This is a genomic window from Ochrobactrum sp. RH2CCR150, assembly GCA_014138095.1.
Classification (GTDB): domain Bacteria; phylum Pseudomonadota; class Alphaproteobacteria; order Rhizobiales; family Rhizobiaceae; genus Brucella; species Brucella gambitense.
The window spans coordinates 71,441-90,523 of record JACGXE010000008.1 but is presented as its reverse complement, the minus strand read 5'-3'; the positions used below and the strand labels follow the sequence as shown (position 1 = coordinate 90,523).

Genomic DNA, 19,083 nt, shown 5'->3' with positions numbered 1-19,083 from the left:
TCTCCGTTTCGCGCGGAGAGTGGACCGGCGAAAACCGCCGGTCAATAGTCTGGGCTGATGCCGCTACCAGGCTCAGGCGAAGGCCATGCCGATATGACGTTCGCGCAGGATCGTGCTGATTTCATCGAGAACCGCCGGGTCTTCGATGGTGGCAGGCATTTTCCACGTCTCGCCATCGGCGATCTTCTGGATGGTGGAGCGCAGGATCTTGCCGGAGCGGGTCTTGGGCAGGCGCTTGACGGTCAAGGCCAGCCGGAAGGCCGCGACCGGCCCGATGGCATCGCGAACCATGGCAACGCATTCCTTTTCGACCTCGCGCGTATCGCGGTCGATATTGGATTTCAACACCAGAAAGCCGCAAGGCGCCTGACCCTTGACCGGATCGGAAATGCCGAGCACCGCGCATTCCGCCACATCGGGATGGCTGGAAAGAACCTCTTCCATCGCGCCAGTGGACAGGCGATGGCCCGCGACATTGATGATATCGTCGGTCCTGCTCATGATGTAAAGATAGCCGTCACTATCCATATATCCGGCATCGGCGGTTTTGTAATAGCCGGGGAACTCTGCGAGATAGGCTTTCCTAAAGCGCTCATCGGCATTCCACAGCGTCGGCAGGCAGCCGGGCGGCAGCGGCAGCTTGATCAGGATATTGCCGAGCTGGCCGCGTTCGACCTCATGGCCTTCATCGTCCAGCACGCGGATATCGTAGCCCGGAAGGCAGACCGCCGGCGATCCATATTTCGTTTCCAGAAGGCCGAGACCGAGCGGATTGGCGACCATCGGCCAGCCGCTTTCGGTCTGCCACCAATGATCGATCACCGGGCGTCCGATCAGGTTTTCCGCCCAATGGATGGTGTCCGGATCGGCGCGTTCACCGGCCAGAAACAGCGCACGGAATTTCGACAGGTCATATTTGCGGACGAAATTCCCGTCAGCATCTTCCTTCTTGATGGCGCGCAGGGCTGTTGGCGCGGTGAACATCACCTCCACACCATGCTCTGCAATGATGCGCCAATAGGTGCCAGCATCGGGTGTTCCGATGGGCTTGCCTTCAAACAGGATCGTCGTGGCTCCGGCCAGCAGCGGCGCATAGACGATATAGGAGTGACCGACCACCCAGCCGACATCCGAGGCTGCCCAGAAAACCTGTCCCGGTTCCACGCCGAAGACGTGCTTGAGCGACCAGGCCAGCGCCACCATGTGTCCGCCATTGTCGCGCACCACGCCCTTCGGCTCGCCAGTGGTGCCGGATGTATAGAGCACGTAGAGAGGATCGGTCGCGGCGACGGGCGTGCAAGGCACATGTCGGCCGCGTGCTGCGTCGACGGCGGTTTTATAATCAATGTCGCGCCCGTCCACGGGGGCATGAGGATATTGTTCGCGCTGCAAGATGATGCAATGGCCGACCTTGTGATGGGCGGTTGCGATGGCTTTGTCGAGCATGTCCTGATAGGGCACGACACGCGTCGGCTCGATGCCGCAGGAACCGGCGATAATCATCACCGGCTTGGCATCGTCAATGCGCGTTGCAAGTTCATTGGCAGCAAAACCGCCAAAGACGACGGAATGCACCGCGCCAATTCGTGCCGATGCGAGCATGGCGACGGCGGCTTCGGGCACCATCGGCATATAGATCAGGATGCGGTCACCCTTCTTGACGCCATGGTCGAGCATGACGGCGGAGAGCGCCTCCACTTCCTCGAGCAATTCGCTATAGCTGAACTTGCGCACCTTGCCCGTGACGGGGCTTTCATAGATCAGTGCCAGTTGATCACCGCGCCCATTGGCGACATGACGGTCAAGCGCATTGTAACAGGTGTTGCATTCCGCGCCGGTGAACCATCGGCCATAGACGCCTTCGTCACCTGCAAAAACCTGATCCCATGGCTTGAACCAGTCGATCACCTCTGCGGCTTCCGCCCAGAAACGCTCAGGACTGGCCTGCCAGGCGGCATAGGTTTCGGCATATTTCGAAGTCATGCTGTTCCTCCCAGAAACACGTACCACGCAGCGCCCGCATAACGGGCGTTTCATGATACGATTTTTCATCAGATGTCAGCGCGCGAGCGGCCTCCTCAGACCGATATCCTCCCGGATTTCTCAGTGCGCTTTCATCTCCTCCATCCTCAATTTACGCCGAGCCATAAAGTTTCGTCCATGGGACTTAAGATGAAGATCGAAACATAAAGCGGCGGCATTTTGAGGGCGCTCTAATTGTTTGTTTTTACGCGCATCTTAACTGGATCGCCGGTTCGCGTTTTTCGAGACGAGCATCAGCAAGAGTGCTTGCAGCTTGCAAGCACCTGCGTCACAAGGAGGGGAGAGGTGTCGCCCGTGACCAAAGTACTGCCTGTGCTGCTTGTCCTGCTGATGGGACTGCACATCATCAAACCGCTCGGCTTGCCGGGATTGAAGCGCCGTGGCGATTTTTGGAAAATTGCCGTCATCGCCTTGTTCGTCATGTCGCTGGCGGTCGGTTTTCATTTCCGCGAATCATAGAAAAGCCCGGTTGAAACCGGGCTTTCTTCATGTCTCTGGCTCTGAAATGGATCAGGCAGCCTTTTCGAGTTCTTTTTTCCAGCCGCCGGTTGCGGCAAGGCTGTTCATACGGGCACGGTGGGTGAAGGCGCGCTGACCGGCAGCGACATTTTCCGGCTTGCCGCCCCATGCTTCAAGGGCTGCCGCCTGCAAGGCGCGTCCGTAAGAGAAGGTCATTTTCCACGGCATCTCATAAGCGGCATTCATGGCTGAGAGATGCGCGGTGGCTTCTTCGCCCGTCTGTCCGCCCGACAGGAAGGCGATGCCCGGAACTGCGGCAGGGACGGTGTTCAGGAAACAGCGCACAGTCTTTTCCGCAACCTCTTCAACCGAAGCCTTCCGCGCATTCTTGCCGTCTATGATCATGTTCGGCTTGAGGATCATGCCTTCGAGCTTGACGCGGGCGTCATAAAGCTCGGCGAAGACGGTTTTCAAAACCAGTTCTGTCACTTCATAGCAGCGGTCGATGTTGTGATCACCCGGTTGGCCGTCCATCAGAACTTCCGGCTCGACGATCGGCACGATGCCAGCTTCCTGACAAAGCGCTGCATAGCGCGCCAGCGCCTGTGCATTCTGCCTGACCGCACCCCATGTCGGCAGAGTGTCGGAGATTGAGATAACGCCGCGCCATTTGGCAAAGCGCGCGCCGAAGCCGTAATATTCATTCAAACGTTCGCGCAGGCCGTCCAGACCTTCGGTGATCGTTTCACCCGGAAAACCGGCAAGCGGTTTAGCACCGGCATCGACCTTGATGCCCGGAATCGAACCCGCATTGCGAATGATATCGGTGAGCGGCGTGCCGTCCTTGGCTTTCTGGCGGATGGTTTCATCGTAAAGGATGACGCCCGAAATGTAGTTCTTCATCGCATCGTCGGCGCGAAAGAGCATCTCGCGATAGTCGCGGCGTGTGTCTTCTGAGGATGCCAGATTGATAGAATCGAAGCGCTTCTTGATGGTTCCAGAGCTTTCATCAGCGGCCAGAAGCCCTTTTCCGGAAGCGACCAAGGCAATCGCAATATCTTCGAGACGTTCGGTCATTCATACAGCTCCTCTTCAGGCCAAGCCGACCGGATAGAGCGTCCGTCGGCATTGGAAATTGATGGCTCATCGGCGATAGCAGAAGTGTTCGGCAAAAAATATGGCGGCGCAACTGCTTGAAACGATTGAAATTTTTTCAAACGATTTAGATCGGACAAGTTTTCTTTCCGTCTGTCGGATGATGCCTGCTCAAGGTTTTTTCGATGAGGGGTTTCATCTGGGCGACAAGACCCCATGTAACAATGACCTGCCATTCTCATCGTCAAAGCCTCCGAGGAGAAGACATGCGCCCTGCTCACCTCAGCCTGCTATTTGCACTCGCCGCATCGGTGGCATCTGTTCCGATCCATTCCGCCTGGTCCGCCAGTATCAATGCGGGCGACCGCAAGGCTGAGGCCGAGTTGCCCTTTACCGTGACAAGCGTTGCGGAGTTCAGCACGCCTTGGGCGATCGCCTTCCTGCCCGATGGCCGTCTGGTTGTGACCGAAAAGCCCGGCAAGATGTTCATCGCCACTGAGGCGGGGAAAAAGACGGAAATATCCGGCGTGCCCGAGGTCGCCTTTGGCGGACAGAACGGTTTGCTCGATGTGGAGCCAGCGCCTGATTTCGCGAAGAGCAAGGCGCTTTATTTTACCTATAACGAGCCCGCTGACGGCGGGAGCAGTGTCGTGCTGGCACAGGCCAAACTGGCCGAGAGCGACGGCAAGGCCGCGCTTGAAGATGTGACGACGCTGTGGAAGCAGGATTTGGTTGCCAAGGGCGGGCAACCGGGCGGAAAGATCGCCTTTGCGCCCGATGGCAAGCACTTGTTCCTTTCGGTCGGTGAACGTATGCAGCCTGCCACCGCACAGGATGACAAAGCCCCAATGGGCAAGATCCTGCGCATGAATCTGGACGGGTCCGTGCCGCAAGACAATCCGCATGCGGATGAGGGCGGCATTCGTGGCCTGACCTGGACCACCGGCCACCGCAATCCTTATGGGCTGGCCTTCGCGCCGGATGGCAAGCTCTGGGAAAACGAGATGGGTCCGAGAGGCGGCGACGAGTTCAATCTGATCAAACCCGGTCTCAATTATGGCTGGCCGCTGGTTTCCAACGGCGACAACTACAGCGGCAGGCCGATCCCGCGTCACAGTACCCGTCCGGAATTCGAAGCGCCATTGCTCTACTGGACGCCGGTGATTTCGCCGGGCGGTCTGGTTTTCTACAAGGGCGACATGTTCAAGTCCTGGGACGGTTCGGCCCTGATCGCGGGTCTTTCTTCCATGGCGCTTCTGCGGGTTACATTCGACAGCAAAGGCCAGCCTGATGAGGCGCAGCGCTTCGATATGGGCAATCGCATCCGCGACGTGACCATTGGCCCAGATGGCGCGATCTGGCTGATCGAAGATGATGACCCGGGACGCCTTTTGAAACTGACGCCGAAATCGTGAGATAAAAAAGGCCCCGTTTCCGGGGCCTTTTCATTTGTTCTTGCGCATTGCCCTACGCAAAACTGCTACGGACTTTTGCTGGAAATACTCTATTTCTTCAGTACATCGACGCCGGGAAGCGGCTTGCCTTCCATCCATTCGAGGAAAGCGCCGCCTGCTGTCGAGATATAGGTGAAGTCGTCGGCCACACCGGCATGGTTCAGCGCTGCAACCGTATCGCCGCCGCCGCCGACCGAAACAAGCTTGCCTGCCTTGGTGCGGGCCGCGACATGCTTTGCGGTCTTGACCGTTGCCGTGTCGAACGGACGCAGTTCAAATGCGCCGAGCGGGCCGTTCCAGACCAGCGTTGCCGCATCGTCGATGGCCGATGCGATCAGATCGGTCGACAATGCGCCTGCATCGAGGATCATGCCATCGCTTGGCACAGCATCGACGCCATAGGTCTTGTTTGGCGTGTCGGCGGCAAAGTGCCAACCCACAACCGCATCGACCGGCAGGATGATGGCGCATTTTGTTGTTTCGGCCTTGGCCATGATTTCACGCGCCGTATGGGCGAGATCATGTTCGCAGAGCGATTTGCCGACATCGTGGCCCTGTGCGGCGAGGAAGGTGTTGGCCATGCCGCCGCCGATCACCAGCGCATCGACTTTCTCGACGAGGTTCGACAGGAGGTCGAGCTTGGTCGAAACCTTCGCGCCGCCGACAATGGCGACAACCGGACGGGCCGGATTGCCGAGGCCCTTTTCCAGTGCTTCCAGTTCAGCCTGCATGGCGCGACCGGCAAAAGCGGGCAACACATGGGCCAGACCTTCGGTCGACGCATGGGCGCGGTGGGCTGCCGAGAAAGCGTCGTTGACGTAGAGATCGCCATTGGCGGCCAGCGCCTTGACGAATTCGGGATCGTTCTTTTCTTCGCCCTTGTGGAAACGGGTGTTTTCCAACAGCAGAACGTCACCGTCCTTCAGCGCATCGACAGCGGCCTTGGCCTTTTCGCCGATGCTGTCTTCCGCAAAATGGACGCCATGACCAAGAACCTTGGCGAGCGGCTTCACAACATGCTTCAGCGAATTTTCGTCGGAAGCAACGCCTTTCGGACGACCGAAATGGGCGAGCAGAATGACCTTTGCGCCCTTCTTCGACAGTTCGGCAATCGTTGGAACGATGCGCTCGATGCGGGTGAGATCGGTCACCTGTCCGTTGGCCATCGGCACATTGAGGTCAACGCGGACCAGAACACGTTTGGATTTGACGTCGGCATCGTCGAGAGTGCGGAAACCCATAAGTTTTCTCCCTGGCTTGTTCCGGCGCTTCGCAAAGCTTCTATCGGTCGGATAGCGTGGCTTAAACGGGCAATCGCTGGAAAAGGGTTGGATAATCGGTGACAAGCCCGTCTTCATCGACGGGAAGATCGGCGGTGAAAGTGCGGTCCGCCGCCGCGTAACGATAGAGTCTGCCTTCTTCCAGACAGCTATAACGCTGCCTGTCGCGCAGCGGCTGAAAACTGTCGAACGGCACATAAAGCATGTCGAGCTGAACGATGCCGCTTTCCGGTGTCAGGCCAAGCCTGCGTATTGGCAGTGAGTTGGTGAAGGGCGTACCTGCCAGATCGATATCGATACAACCGTCGAATTCCGGCAGAGAATCGCCGTTCATCGCCTGCCAATGGCCTTCGCCATTGGAGGAGAGTTCCAGCCTTTGGCCGGATGTGGTCTCGATAAGGAAATGAAGAACGCGCCAGGTGCTGTCGCAGTCAATGCTGTATCGGACGCCGTAAGCATCGCCGCCGCGATTGCCGATCACCACGCTTTCGGCATGAATATTGCGACCCGAGGGCGCAAGATTCAAATGTTCGAGCCCTTCTCCTTCCAGCGGGCGCCAGCGGGCGACAGTGGGGAGAAGGGCGCGAAACATAGTCAGGCCACGAGGCTTAGATCAGCTTGCCGAGAGCGACGGCGGTGTCGCCCATACGGTTGGAGAAACCCCATTCATTGTCGTACCACGACAGGATACGAACCATGGTGCCGTCCATGACCTTGGTCTGGTCCATATGGAAGACCGAGGAATGCGGATCGTGGTTGAAGTCGTGCGAAACCAGCGGCTCGTCCGTGTAGCCGAGGATGCCCTTGAGGCGGCCATTGGCAGCGGCGCGGATCGCGTCGTTGATTTCCTGCACGGTGGTCGAACGCTTGGCGATGAAGGTCAGGTCAACGACCGAGACATTCGGGGTCGGTACGCGGATGGCGACGCCGTCCAGCTTGCCCTTCAGTTCCGGCAGAACGAGACCAACAGCCTTGGCTGCACCGGTCGAGGTCGGGATCATGGACAGGGCAGCCGCGCGAGCGCGGTAGAGATCCTTGTGCATGGTGTCCAGCGTCGGCTGGTCGCCCGTGTAGGAGTGGATCGTGGTCATGAAGCCTTTTTCGATGCCGATGGCATCGTTGAGAACCTGTGCCACCGGCGCAAGGCAGTTGGTGGTGCAGGAGGCGTTGGAGATGACCAGATGGTCCTTGGTGAGCTTGTCGTGGTTGACGCCAAAAACGACCGTCAGGTCGGCGCCGTCGGCAGGGGCCGAAACGATAACACGCTTTGCGCCAGCTTCGAGATGCATTGCCGCCTTGTCACGCGCGGTGAAAATGCCGGTGCATTCGAGCGCGATGTCGACGCCTTCTTCCTTCCACGGCAGTTCGGTCGGGTTGCGAACGGCGTGCACCTTGATCGGACCATAGCCGACGTCGATGGTGTCGCCTGCGACCTTTACTTCCTTGGGGAAACGGCCGTGGACGCTGTCATAGCGCAGAAGATGCGCATTGGTTTCCACCGGGCCGAGATCGTTGATCGCGACGACCTGAATGTCGGTGCGGCCCGATTCCACGATAGCGCGGAGAACATTGCGGCCAATGCGGCCAAAACCGTTGATTGCGACGCGGACTGCCATTTTCTGTAAATCTCCCGATAGGATACTGCACTTGCAGTGCTTCATAATTCAGCCGGTGAGGGACTCCCGGCCCGAAAACTAGAGACTGGAAACTTAAACGCCGGCGTTTTTTAGACGCCGGCGTTTAAAAATCATGCTGCGGCGTTAAGCTTCTTTTCCGCGGCTTCAGCGGCGTGTTCCGCCGTGATGCCGAAATGCTTGTAGAGATCGTTGATCTCGCCCGAAGCGCCGAAGCCCTTCATGCCGATAAATACGCCGTTTTCACCGATGAAGCGTTCCCAGCCGAGCGAGATTGCCGCTTCAATAGCAAGCTTGACCGGCGCATTGCCGATGGTTGCCTGCTTGTAGGCGTCGCTCTGGCCTTCGAACAGTTCGAAGCACGGTACCGAGACAACGCGCGTGGCAATGCCCTTGCCTTCGAGAAGGTCGCGGGCCTTGAGTGCGATTTCCACTTCCGAGCCGGTGGCGAAGATCGTCACCTTGGCGTCGTCGCTGGCGGTCGCCAGTTCGTAAGCGCCATAAGCGGAGAGGTTTTCTTCGCGATGCTCGGTGCGAACGACCGGCAGGTTTTGACGGGTCAGAGCCAGCGTGGATGGGGTCTTGGTCGAATGCAGGGCAATCTGCCAGCATTCCGCCGTTTCCACAGCGTCTGCCGGACGGAAGACATTGTGGTTCGGAATGGCGCGCAGTGCCGCCAGATGTTCAACCGGCTGGTGGGTCGGGCCATCTTCACCCAGACCGATGGAATCATGCGTCATGACATAGATGACGCGGATGCCCATCAGCGAGGACAGACGCATTGCCGGACGTGCATAATCCGAGAAGGTCAGGAAGGTGCCGGAATAAGGGATCAGGCCGCCATGCAGCGTGATACCGTTCATGGCAGCCGACATGCCGAGTTCGCGGATGCCGTAATGAACATAACGGGCGCCGTAGTTTTCCGGCGTGACAGCCTTGGTCTGGCTGGTCTTCGTATTGTTCGAACCGGTCAGATCGGCAGAGCCGCCGATGGTTTCCGGTACGATGCCGTTGATGACTTCCAGCGCCATTTCCGAAGACTTGCGGGTGGCGACCTTCGGCTTTTCAGCGGAAAGCTTCTTCTTGTATTCGACGATGGCTGCATCGAAACCGGCAGGCAGATCGCCACGCATGCGGCGTTCGAATTCCGCACGGGTTTCCGGATCGGCAGCGGCAAAGCGCTTTTCCCATTCCTGACGCTTCTTGGCGGCGTTGAGGCCAGCCACGCGCCATCCGTCCAGAACTTCAGCCGGAACGACGAAAGGTTCTGCGGACCAGCCAAGCGACTTGCGGGTGGCTGCAATTTCTTCAGCGCCCAGCGGCGAACCATGCACCTTGTTGGTGCCTGCCTTGTTCGGTGCGCCGAAGCCGATGGTCGTCTTGCAGGCGATCAGGGTCGGCTTGTCGGAAACCTTGGCCAGTTCGATTGCCTTGGCGATGGCGTCCTGATCGTGACCGTCAACAGCCAGCGTGTTCCAGCCGGAAGCGGCGAAACGGGCAGGCTGGTTGGTGTTGTCAGCCATCGAGATCGGGCCGTCGATGGAAATGTTGTTGTCGTCCCAGAAGACGATCAGCTTGCTGAGCTTCAGGTGACCGGCAAGCGCAATGGCTTCCTGGCTGATGCCTTCCATGAGGCAGCCGTCGCCAACAAGCGTATAGGTGTAGTGGTTGACGAGGCTGTCGCCGAACTGTGCGTTCAGGATGCGTTCGGAGAGCGCCATGCCGACGGCATTGGCAATGCCCTGGCCGAGCGGGCCGGTCGTCGTTTCGATTCCGGCTGCATGACCGTATTCCGGGTGACCGGCGGTACGTGCGCCGAGCTGGCGGAAATTCTTGATTTCATCGATAGTGATGTCTTCGTAGCCCGAAAGATAGAGCAGCGAATAAAGCAGCATCGAGCCGTGACCGGCAGAAAGCACGAAACGGTCGCGATCCGGCCAATGCGGGTTCTGCGGGTCGTGCGAAAGGAAGCGGGTGTAAAGCGTCGTCGCTATGTCAGCTGCGCCCATCGGCAGGCCGGGGTGGCCGGAATTGGCTTTCTCAACTGCATCCATCGAGAGGAAGCGGATCGCGTTGGCCAACTGGTTCTGTTTGTCGGAATTGCTCATGGTCTCAGCCGTCTTTCCATGGGAGGGTTTAACGGGGTTGCGGCGATGCCTTTTGGCTGAGCACGAATGGCGCCGAAAACCGTCCTCCGTTTTTCGGGTCCGTACTCCAGAAGGCACCGGGACACATAGCACCTGCGCATGAGGAGTCAATAAATGCGTGGCTTTTGGGCAATAAACTGTCTGCGACTAATCGTTTGAGTTCTGTGGAAAGCGGTATGGCAATCCCTTAAAAGCCATTTTTGCACCGATTAACGGTGCATGAAAGCTCATATGGACACCTCATTTGTTGCTTATCCGGCGGTCGATTATTACAATCTTTTCAAAGAGGCCTGTCCGGCAGACGCGATTCGATGCCGGTAAAAGGCGTCAGAAAGGACATGGATGGCACCCGAAGCGACCCTCAGGCACGTTTTGGAACGGCTGGAAAAAGCACTCAACACGCTCGAAGGCGCTGTTGATCTGCGGCTGGACAAGGAAGGCGATTTCGCCGAAGCCGAGGAAGAGGTGCAGCGCATGAATGCTGACCGCAGCCGTCTCGCTCAGGAACTCGACCAGTCCGAAGCCCGTGCTGAACGGCTTGAAGCTGCCAACCGCGAAGTTTCGCGGCGCCTTGTCACGGCGATGGAAACCATCCGCGCCGTTCTGGATCGATAGGAGGCTATCATAGCGACCGTTACCGTAACCATCGATGGCAAGGCTTATCGCATGGCGTGCGATGAGGGGCAGGAAGAGCACCTCAGCGGACTTGCCGACCGTTTCGATCAATATGTCACGCATCTCAAGTCTTCTTTCGGCGAGATCGGCGATCTGCGCCTGACCGTCATGGCCGGGATCATGGTGATGGACGAGATGGCCGAAATGCAGAAGCGCATCAACGGTCTGGAGAGCGAAGTCGAAACGCTGCGCCGTGCGCGCGATGAAGCCCTTAGCCGTGCCGACAGCAATGATGCTGCGCTGACCGGCATGCTGTCGGATGTCGCATCGCGCCTGGAACAGGTGGCCTCGCGCATCGCGCCGCGCGCCGGTTCGTAAGACCCTTCTGAATTTTCTGAAAAGAATTCGTGGCGAAAGCTTGCCGACCACTGGCGCAGCCCATTGTGAGCGACTATATTGATCAGCGGCGTACTGCGCTTCCCGACAGGTGTAACAGCATCCCCGGGGCCTTATTGATCTCTAAGGGAACTGTCCCTGTGAAGGCTTGCGGGCTTTCGCATATGGTGCCCACCTACTTTGTAGGTTCCCGGGATCAATCACTACCATCGGTTGTCGTGGTCGCCGCTTTCCTTTCATCTTGCAATGCTAATGCAAATTAAGTCCCCAAGGCTTGATCTGCTCTGGGCATTACCCGTAAACATGCGATAACGTTAAATTATTCGCATGTGCTGATGGAATCTCCCCAAGCTACACCTCCCCATACACCACGCCCCTTTGAAAGACTGTCGGTCGCCGTGCCGGTGGCTTTCATCTATGGGCTGATTTTGTACATGCTGATCTGGTCCGGCGTGGCCGACGACGCGATGCCGTTCTTTGCCGGTCTCATGCTGTTGCCGATGGCGGTGGCGAGCCTTGCGTCCAGTCTGGCGGACCCGCGCGCCGAGAAAGACCTGTGGCGGCATGTCCGCATGGGCTGGGCCATCATCGGCGGGCTGGTTGTTGTCAGCATGGTGCTGTTCCATGAAGCGGGCATCTGCGTCGCCATGGCGGCCCCCTTCTTTGTGGTGTTCTCGACACTCGGCTCGACATTGACCTTGTGGATCATCCGCAAGCTGCGCTCGCGCCGCTCAACGATGCTGGTGATCGCCCTGCCGCTGGCCGTCTTTCCGGCAGAGCTTCAGTTTTCCTATGCCCCGCATGACGGGTCGGTCACGACCGTGATCGACATTGCCGCACCGCCGGAAGTGGTGTGGAAGCAGACCGTCGAAATTCGTAATGTGCGCGCCGATGAACTGTCATGGACGTTTAGTCACGGTGTTCTGGGGGTCCCGCAGCCGGTCGATGCGCGTATTGAAGGCGTTGGCGTTGGCGTTGGCGCTGTGCGTCAGTTGCAGTGGACGCGCGGGGTGAACTTTCAGGAGATCGTGACGCAGTGGGAAGAAAATCGCCTGCTGGCGTGGGATTTCCGTTTCGCGCCAGGCTCCATTCCCTCTGCCGTCGAAGCGCATATCAAGGTGAATAGCAGCTATCTGCAACTGGCCAATGGTGATTATCGGCTGGAACCTCTGCCGGATGGTCGCACTCGCCTGACACTGACCACGCATTATCGCATTGCCACGCCGATCGACTTCTATTGCGACCTCTGGGGCAAGGTGTTCCTCAACGATTTTCATGGCGTGGTGCTGAAGGTCATTCGCGACCGGTCGGAGCGGATTGCGGAGGCTGTCTGATCCATCACTTGACGGATCGTCTCATTGCGGTTCCACTGTTATAGTCGGATTATGCAAGCGGAGAGGTTTTGGGGATGGCAGCAACGAAACCGGAAGGCAGTCAGGAAAAGCAGGCGCTGCGGCGTGCTGTGCTGGCCCGTCGCGATGCGCTGGATCCGCGCTTCCAGTATGAAGCGTCGCTTTCTGCCGCGAAACACGGTGAAGAGGCGCTGGTCATTCCCAAGGGAACGCTGGTGGCGGGCTATTGGCCGATCCGTTCTGAAATCGATCCACGCCCGCTTCTGTCTGTCTTGCGCGGCAAGGGTGCAAGGCTATGCCTGCCGGTGGTGCTGGACAAGGAAACGATTGCCTTTCGCGAGTTTCTGCCCGATGCGCAGCTTGTGCAGACAGGTTTTGGCACCATGGGCCCCGATGCACGGGCGCCGCTGGTCGATCCGGTCATCATGCTGATGCCGCTTGCCGGTTTTGACCGGCGCGGGCATCGCCTTGGTTATGGTGCTGGACATTATGATCGCGCGCTGGCGCGATTTGCCGAGCGCGACTTGCAGCCGCTGCTTATCGGTATGGCCTATGACTGTCAGGAAGTGGAGCGTGTGCCCGATGAGCCGCACGATATCGCGCTCAATCAGATACTGACGGAGAGCGGCTTGCGTTCGCTGGGCGCAGGCTTATAAGGCTCATCTCATGAGATTGCTTTTTCTTGGTGACATGGTGGGCCGGTCGGGGCGCACGGCAGTTTATGAAAAGCTGCCGGGGCTGATTTCCGATCTGAAGCTGGACTTCGTGATCGTCAACGGTGAGAACGCCGCGGGCGGTTTTGGCATTACCGAAGAGATTTTCCATGAAACGATCCGCGCTGGCGCGGATGTCGTGACCACGGGCAATCACGTCTGGGACCAGCGCGAGGCGCTTGATTTCTCCAGGCGCGAGGATCGCTTCCTGCGTCCAGCCAATTTTCCGAAAGGAACGGCAGGCAAGGGCGAGGGGCTCTACATCGCCAAGAACGGCGCTCGCGTGCTCGTGTCCAATGTCATGGGGCGCGTCTTCATGCATCCCGATCTGGATGATCCGTTCATCGCGGCGGAGAAGATCCTCGAAGCCTGTCCGTTGGGCGAGCAGGCGGATGCCGTATTCTTCGATTTCCATGCGGAAGCAACCAGCGAGAAGCAGTGCTTCGGCCATTTCGTCGATGGCCGCGCAAGTGCGGTCGTCGGAACGCATACGCACGTGCCGACCGCCGATTGCCAGATCCTGCGCAACGGCACAGCCTACATGTCAGATGCTGGCATGTGCGGCGATTACGATTCTTCGCTCGGCATGGACAAGGAAGAGCCGCTGAACCGTTTTCTGTCCAAGGTGCCGAAGGGACGTTTCGAGGCGGCCAATGGTCCAGCAACTGTCTGCGGCGTGGGTATCGAGATATCCGACCGCACCGGCCTTGCCGAAAAGGCGGCCCCTTTGCGCATAGGCGCACGTCTGGAAGAAACCATTCCCGAATTCTGGCGCTAACCTACGATTGCAAAAGAATCGCGCACCTTGCCGGAAGCCGTTCTGACAGGGCGGTGCCCGATCCATTGCACGTGGCGGGCGAGAATGGCTGCGGCGTGATCAATGTCGTTCTTGCGCAGGGCATCGAGAATCGCCCGGTGATCGTGATCTGTGCGCGCTTCCCATTCCGACCGCCAGGTCGCAAACAGAAACCGCGCGCTGGCCGCGTGCAGGTCGTCAATGGCGGCGAGCAGGCGCGGCATCCGGCACGGTTCCAGAATGAGCCGGTGAAAGCGCCGGTTGGCGTCTTCCCAGCTACGCACATCCCGTGACTTGTCGCCGTCGAGCGTGGCGCGTTCCGCAGCGTCGAGTGTGGCGCGGGTGATGTGCGGGGCCGCGTGCCGCAAGGCCAGCACTTCAAGCGCTGCGCGCATTTCTGCCACTTCGCGAATCTCGCTGATATCGAACGACGCGACCCGCACGCCCCGGCGCGGCTCCGAAACGGCAAGCCCTTGCGCTTCCAGCCGCCGAAAAGCCTCACGCACCGGCACATGGCTGGTCTGGAACTCTTCGGCGATGTGATCCTGCCGCAATTTGGTGCCCGGCTCGATTTCCCCTTCGATGATACGGTCGGCCAGAACACGGCTGATGCGGGCAGCGATGGTCTCGTTGGGGGCCTTCGGGGACGGGTCTTGCGGGCGTTGATTCATGATTTTATCGATAAGCTGCTTTGTCCCCCCGGTCGAGCACTATTGAATTTTTTGACAGGTACGGGCGTCGATCCGCGCTTTTGCTGGACGAATGGGGCTCAATTCCTTATAACGCCGCCATTCTGCACGGAAAGCATTGTGGCCGGACTTGCGGCCCCGCCTGCGTGATACTCTCTGCGTGAGATTGTCTGTTCATGCGTAACGCTCTTCCGTGCGCGTCGATTAGAACAGAACAGGGGTGCCATGGCTGGCCATTCACAGTTTAAGAACATCATGCATCGCAAGGGCCGTCAGGACGCCGTGCGGTCGAAAATGTTTTCCAAGCTCGGACGCGAAATTACCGTCGCCGCCAAGCAGGGTCTGCCTGACCCATTGATGAACCCGCGCCTGCGTCTGGCGATCCAGAACGCCAAGGCGCAGTCGATGCCCAAGGACAACATCGAGCGCGCCATCAAGAAGGCTGCGGGCAACGACGGCGAAAACTATGATGAAGTGCGTTACGAGGGCCGCGGCCCGGGTGGTGTGATGGTCATCGTTGAAGCGCTGACCGACAACCGCAACCGTACCGCATCCAATGTGCGTGCAGCTTTCACCAAGTCGGGCGGCGCTCTGGGCGAAACCGGCTCTGCAGCTTTCATGTTCGATCGCGTTGGCGAAATCGTTTACAAGTCTTCGGTCGGCGATGCCGACAAGGTCATGGAAGCGGCTATTGAAGCTGGCGCCGATGACGTCCAGTCGGGCGAAGAAGAGCACGTCATCATCTGCGCTTTCGAAGATATAGGCGAAGTGTCGAAGGCTCTTGAAGCAGCCCTTGGCGAAGCCGAATCGATCAAGACGATCTGGAAGCCGCAGACCAATACGGAGCTGGACGAAGAAAAGGCCCGCTCGGTTCTCAAGCTTCTCAACACGCTTGAAGACGACGACGACGTTCAGAACGTCTACACCAACTTCGAAGTCAGCGACGAAGTGATGGAAAAGCTGAGCGCCTGATTTTCAACGCTCACGGATTTTCGAAACTCCCGGCCAAAACCCAAGTTTGTCCGGGAGTTTTTTTATGCCTGCGTCCGGCAAAGTGCAGGCAATAAAAAACCCCGCCGAAGCGGGGTTTTTTGAATAGGTAACCCGGTATTAGATGCCGAGGTTGCCGAAACGGTTCTTGAACTTCGTAACGCGACCGCCGCGATCGAGCAGGGTCTGCGAACCGCCAGTCCAGGCCGGATGGGTGGTCGGGTCGATATCGAGGTTCATCGTATCGCCTTCTTTGCCCCAGGTCGAACGGGTCTGGTATTCGGTGCCATCGGTCATCACGACCTTGATGGTGTGGTAGTCGGGATGGATATTGGCTTTCATCTTCTCAATCCTGATAGTCTGGCCTGAAAGTCTGGAAGAAAAGCGCAGCCTGAATGTCCAAACTGCGGCACTTTCGCCCAATGGCATTTATGAAGACCCATCACACGCAGGTGATGGCTTCCAAAAGGGTTGCCGAGCCTATACATCAGGCGCACGGCAATAACAAGGGCACAATCTCAAGAATGGCCGATCATAATAATCCAACTGGTGTGAATCCGGAATTGAATGCAGATGAGGCGCGCAAGCGCCGTTCCCTCAAGCCTCTCCGGCGAATGGTTCCGTTCGTCGCCCGCTACAAGCGGCTGGTGATTGGCGCTCTTTTTTCGCTGGTTCTGGCTGCCGTTACGACGCTTGCGGTGCCTGTCGCACTGCGCCGCATGATCGACCACGGCTTCACCGGTGCCAACGCCGTTTTCGTGAACAATTATTTCGGAATGCTGGTGCTGCTGGCGCTGGTTCTCGCGGTTGCGTCGGGGCTGCGCTATTTCTTCGTGATCTCGCTGGGTGAGCGGGTCGTGGCCGATCTGCGCAATGCGGTCTTCGCGCATGTGACGGCGCTCTCGCCGGAATTCTTCGACCGCTCGCAGTCCGGTGAAATCGTGTCGCGGCTTTCCGCTGATACAACCCAGATCAAATCGGTGGTGGGCGCGACCGCATCGGTGGCGCTGCGCAATGTCATTCTTGGCGTCGGCGCGCTGGCCATGATGGTTGTCACCAGCCCGAAACTGTCCGTGCTGGTGATTGCAGCGATTCCCGTGATTGTCGTGCCGCTGATTGCTTTTGGGCGCTCTGTGCGTCGTCGTTCGCGTTTGACGCAGGACATGCTCGCCAATGCCAATGCCTATGCCAGCGAGCAGATTGGCGCGATGCGCACCTTGCAGGCCTTCACCAATGAAAATATGGTGGTTGGGCGTTTTGCCCGTGCGGTGGAAAATGCCTATCTGGCGGCGCGCTCGTCCATCAAGGCGCGCGCGGTGCTGACAGCCTTCGCCATCTTCCTGATCTTCTCCAGCGTTGTTGCGGTGCTGTGGTTCGGCTCGCGCGATGTGCTGTCCGGCACCATATCGCCCGGCACGCTCGGTCAGTTCGTGCTCTATGCCGTCTTCGCGGCCAGCGCTTTTGGAGCCCTGTCGGAGGTCGGCGGCGAACTGGCGCAGGCTGCCGGAGCCACAGAGCGCCTTGCCGAAATTCTTGACGAAGATCCCGACATTTCCGCTCCCCGCTATCCGGTGGCGTTGCCGGAGCCGGCGCGTGGCGAGATCGTCTTCGATGACGTTTATTTCTCCTATCCGACGCGCCCCGATGCGCCATCGCTGAATGGCGTGAGCTTTGCCGTCAAGCCCGGCGAAACGGTTGCCATTGTCGGTCCGTCAGGTGCGGGAAAGAGCACAGTGTTCTCGCTGGTGATGCGTTATTACGATCCGCAGTCCGGCAAGGTGCTGATGGACGGCGTTGCTTTGCCGGAAGCCGATCCGGCGGCCGTGCGCGGGCGCGTGGCGATGGTCCCGCAGGACGTGGCGATCTTTGCCACCTCGATCCGGGACAATATCGGCTTCGGCAGACCGGGTGCAATCGACGCGGAAATCGAGGCTGCGGCCAAGGCAGCACTGGCGCATGATTTTATCATGGCGCTCGCCCATGGCTATGACACCGAAGTCGGTGAACGCGGCGTGACATTGTCTGGCGGCCAGCGCCAGCGCATTGCCATTGCCCGCGCCATCCTGCGTGCTGCGCCGATCCTGCTGCTGGACGAGGCCACCTCGGCGCTCGATGCGGAAAGCGAAATGCTGGTGCAGAAGGCGCTTGATGGTCTCATGCAGGGCCGCACCACGCTGGTGGTTGCGCACCGTCTTGCAACGGTTCTGAAAGCAGACCGCATTCTCGTGCTCGATAAGGGCCGGATCGTCGAAGAAGGCACCCATCAAAGCCTTGTGGAGCGTGGCGGCATCTATGCGCGTCTGGCCAAGCTGCAATTCGAGGCCGGGGCAGGGGTGTATTAAGCAATCCAACGAATTAGAGAAAAAGGGCGCTTCTGCGCCCTTTCTTTATCTCTCGGTTAGTTTCAGCTCGATACGACGGTTTCGGGCGCGTGCGTCTGGAGCATCCGAAGCTTCCAGCGGCTGGTACTCGCCGAAGCCTGCCGCAACGAGGCGGTTTGCTGGAACGCCATTGGCGATCAGGAATTTGACGACTGACGTTGCGCGGGCCGAGGAAAGCTCCCAGTTGTCGCGGAAGCGTCCGGTACCGGCGAGCGGCACATTGTCGGTATGGCCGTCCACACGCAGTACCCAGTTGATATCGTCCGGGATTTCCTTGTTCAGCTCGATAACGGCGTCGGCGAGCTTCTTCATCTCCACTTCGCCAGCCGGATTGATATCCGACGATCCGGTCGGGAACAGCACTTCCGACTGAAAGACGAAACGGTCGCCGACAATGCGGATATTATCCTTGTCGGAGAGAATTTCACGCAGTCTTCCGAAGAAGTCGGAGCGATAGCGGTTCAGTTCTTGCACACGCTGGGCCAGCGCCACATTGAGGCGCTTGCCGAGATCGGCAATTTTGGCGTTCGATTCGCGGTCACGGCTTTCCGATGCGTTGAGCGCGTCTTCCAGTGCTGCAATCTGTCGACGCAGGGCGGAAATCTGCTGGTTCAGCAGCTCCACCTGACTAAGCGCCCGGGCGCTGACCTGCTTTTCCGCATCAAGACTATCAGACAGTTCGCCGGCGCGCTTTTCAGCGGCTGCCCCAGCACCACTGCCTTCGCTCAGCAGCGTTTGCAGGCGGGAGCGTTCGCTCTCCACGTTGGACAGCGAGGCTTGCAGATTGGCGATGGTGTCCTGCATGTCCTGCGAATTGCTCTTCTCCAGCGACAGAAGCTGCGTCAGCTCCTGAATCTGGCTGTTGAGGCGGGCCAGCACGCTGTCCTTGTTGTTCACCTCACGACTGAGCAGAAACTGCGCAAGCACGAAGACCGTGAGCAGAAACATGATCGCGAGAAGCAGCGTGGTCAGCGCATCGACGAAGCCGGGCCAGTAGTCGACATGCCGTTGCTGGCGGCGGTTGCGGGCAAGAGCCATG

At 58.8% G+C, this 19,083-nt stretch carries 19 protein-coding genes and 1 other RNA gene; 10 read left to right on the top strand and 10 right to left on the bottom strand.

The window, feature by feature from the left end; translation table 11 throughout:
* Window positions 1-72: 72 nt before the first annotated feature.
* On the bottom strand, window positions 73-1,983 hold the full coding sequence (locus FHW03_RS16830; protein WP_182521689.1) for a propionyl-CoA synthetase: 1,911 nt from the start codon (window positions 1,981-1,983) through the stop codon (window positions 73-75).
* A gap of 354 nt (window positions 1,984-2,337) precedes the next feature.
* Here FHW03_RS16830 and FHW03_RS16825 point away from each other — a divergent pair, with 354 nt between their 5' ends.
* On the top strand, window positions 2,338-2,502 hold the full coding sequence (locus FHW03_RS16825; protein ID WP_182521688.1) for a hypothetical protein: 165 nt from the start codon (window positions 2,338-2,340) through the stop codon (window positions 2,500-2,502).
* A gap of 51 nt (window positions 2,503-2,553) precedes the next feature.
* On the opposite strand, the gene FHW03_RS16820 is transcribed toward FHW03_RS16825, so the two are convergent.
* Together FHW03_RS16820 and FHW03_RS16815 are read right to left on the bottom strand one after the other, a co-directional pair.
* Window positions 2,554-3,579 carry a class I fructose-bisphosphate aldolase gene (locus FHW03_RS16820; RefSeq protein WP_182521687.1) on the bottom strand — a complete coding sequence of 342 codons (1,026 nt, stop codon included), beginning with the start codon at window positions 3,577-3,579 and terminating at the stop codon, window positions 2,554-2,556.
* The gene (locus FHW03_RS16815) at window positions 3,576-3,839 is read right to left on the bottom strand and encodes a hypothetical protein (protein WP_182521686.1); all 264 of its coding nucleotides are present in this window, start codon (window positions 3,837-3,839) and stop codon (window positions 3,576-3,578) included. Before FHW03_RS16815 ends, FHW03_RS16820 begins: the two co-directional genes overlap by 4 nt.
* Window positions 3,840-3,863: 24 nt before the next feature.
* Between FHW03_RS16815 and FHW03_RS16810 the strand changes: the two genes are divergently transcribed.
* Window positions 3,864-5,012, top strand: a complete 1,149-nt coding sequence (locus tag FHW03_RS16810) for a PQQ-dependent sugar dehydrogenase (RefSeq protein WP_182521685.1) — start codon at window positions 3,864-3,866, stop codon at window positions 5,010-5,012.
* Between the two features lie 89 nt (window positions 5,013-5,101).
* On the opposite strand, the gene FHW03_RS16805 is transcribed toward FHW03_RS16810, so the two are convergent.
* The 4 genes from FHW03_RS16805 to tkt form a co-directional block, all read right to left on the bottom strand.
* On the bottom strand, window positions 5,102-6,292 hold the full coding sequence (locus FHW03_RS16805) for a phosphoglycerate kinase (protein ID WP_182521684.1): 1,191 nt from the start codon (window positions 6,290-6,292) through the stop codon (window positions 5,102-5,104).
* A gap of 61 nt (window positions 6,293-6,353) precedes the next feature.
* Window positions 6,354-6,923, bottom strand: a complete 570-nt coding sequence (locus FHW03_RS16800; protein ID WP_182521683.1) for a putative glycolipid-binding domain-containing protein — start codon at window positions 6,921-6,923, stop codon at window positions 6,354-6,356.
* Between the two features lie 16 nt (window positions 6,924-6,939).
* Window positions 6,940-7,947: a type I glyceraldehyde-3-phosphate dehydrogenase gene (gap, locus tag FHW03_RS16795; RefSeq protein ID WP_182521682.1), complete on the bottom strand. Its 1,008-nt coding sequence runs from the start codon at window positions 7,945-7,947 to the stop codon at window positions 6,940-6,942.
* 131 nt (window positions 7,948-8,078) lie between these two features.
* Window positions 8,079-10,073: a transketolase gene (tkt, locus tag FHW03_RS16790; RefSeq protein WP_182521681.1), complete on the bottom strand. Its 1,995-nt coding sequence runs from the start codon at window positions 10,071-10,073 to the stop codon at window positions 8,079-8,081.
* Between the two features lie 381 nt (window positions 10,074-10,454).
* Between tkt and FHW03_RS16785 the strand changes: the two genes are divergently transcribed.
* The 6 genes from FHW03_RS16785 to FHW03_RS16760 all read left to right on the top strand — a co-directional run bounded on the left by FHW03_RS16785 (window position 10,455) and on the right by FHW03_RS16760 (window position 13,966).
* Window positions 10,455-10,727: a DUF4164 domain-containing protein gene (locus FHW03_RS16785; protein WP_078339498.1), complete on the top strand. Its 273-nt coding sequence runs from the start codon at window positions 10,455-10,457 to the stop codon at window positions 10,725-10,727.
* A gap of 9 nt (window positions 10,728-10,736) precedes the next feature.
* On the top strand, window positions 10,737-11,105 hold the full coding sequence (locus FHW03_RS16780) for a cell division protein ZapA (protein ID WP_182521776.1): 369 nt from the start codon (window positions 10,737-10,739) through the stop codon (window positions 11,103-11,105).
* Between the two features lie 87 nt (window positions 11,106-11,192).
* Window positions 11,193-11,351: non-coding RNA, 6S RNA (gene ssrS, locus FHW03_RS16775), on the top strand.
* A 107-nt stretch (window positions 11,352-11,458) separates the two neighbouring features.
* Window positions 11,459-12,457: an SRPBCC family protein gene (locus FHW03_RS16770; RefSeq protein ID WP_182521680.1), complete on the top strand. Its 999-nt coding sequence runs from the start codon at window positions 11,459-11,461 to the stop codon at window positions 12,455-12,457.
* Between the two features lie 74 nt (window positions 12,458-12,531).
* The gene (locus tag FHW03_RS16765) at window positions 12,532-13,131 is read left to right on the top strand and encodes a 5-formyltetrahydrofolate cyclo-ligase (RefSeq protein ID WP_182521679.1); all 600 of its coding nucleotides are present in this window, start codon (window positions 12,532-12,534) and stop codon (window positions 13,129-13,131) included.
* A 10-nt stretch (window positions 13,132-13,141) separates the two neighbouring features.
* Entirely contained in the window at window positions 13,142-13,966 is an 825-nt protein-coding gene (locus FHW03_RS16760) for a TIGR00282 family metallophosphoesterase (protein WP_182521678.1), read from the top strand.
* Here the strand turns inward: FHW03_RS16760 and FHW03_RS16755 are convergent.
* Window positions 13,963-14,655: a GntR family transcriptional regulator gene (locus FHW03_RS16755; RefSeq protein ID WP_078339493.1), complete on the bottom strand. Its 693-nt coding sequence runs from the start codon at window positions 14,653-14,655 to the stop codon at window positions 13,963-13,965. The genes FHW03_RS16760 and FHW03_RS16755 overlap by 4 nt on opposite strands.
* Before the next feature lie 243 nt (window positions 14,656-14,898).
* Here FHW03_RS16755 and FHW03_RS16750 point away from each other — a divergent pair, with 243 nt between their 5' ends.
* A complete protein-coding gene (locus FHW03_RS16750) occupies window positions 14,899-15,645 on the top strand; it encodes a YebC/PmpR family DNA-binding transcriptional regulator (RefSeq protein ID WP_182521677.1) in 747 nt (248 codons plus the stop codon).
* Between the two features lie 138 nt (window positions 15,646-15,783).
* Here the strand turns inward: FHW03_RS16750 and rpmE are convergent, their stop codons facing one another.
* On the bottom strand, window positions 15,784-16,005 hold the full coding sequence (gene rpmE / locus FHW03_RS16745) for a 50S ribosomal protein L31 (RefSeq protein WP_078339491.1): 222 nt from the start codon (window positions 16,003-16,005) through the stop codon (window positions 15,784-15,786).
* 80 nt (window positions 16,006-16,085) lie between these two features.
* On the opposite strand from rpmE, the gene FHW03_RS16740 reads away from it, so the two are divergent.
* Window positions 16,086-18,005, top strand: coding sequence for an ABC transporter transmembrane domain-containing protein (locus FHW03_RS16740; protein ID WP_182521676.1), 1,920 nt, complete (start codon window positions 16,086-16,088; stop codon window positions 18,003-18,005).
* Window positions 18,006-18,050: 45 nt separating this feature from the next.
* Here the strand turns inward: FHW03_RS16740 and FHW03_RS16735 are convergent, their stop codons facing one another.
* A complete protein-coding gene (locus FHW03_RS16735; protein ID WP_078339489.1) occupies window positions 18,051-19,082 on the bottom strand; it encodes a peptidoglycan -binding protein in 1,032 nt (343 codons plus the stop codon).
* Window position 19,083 lies beyond the last annotated feature (1 nt).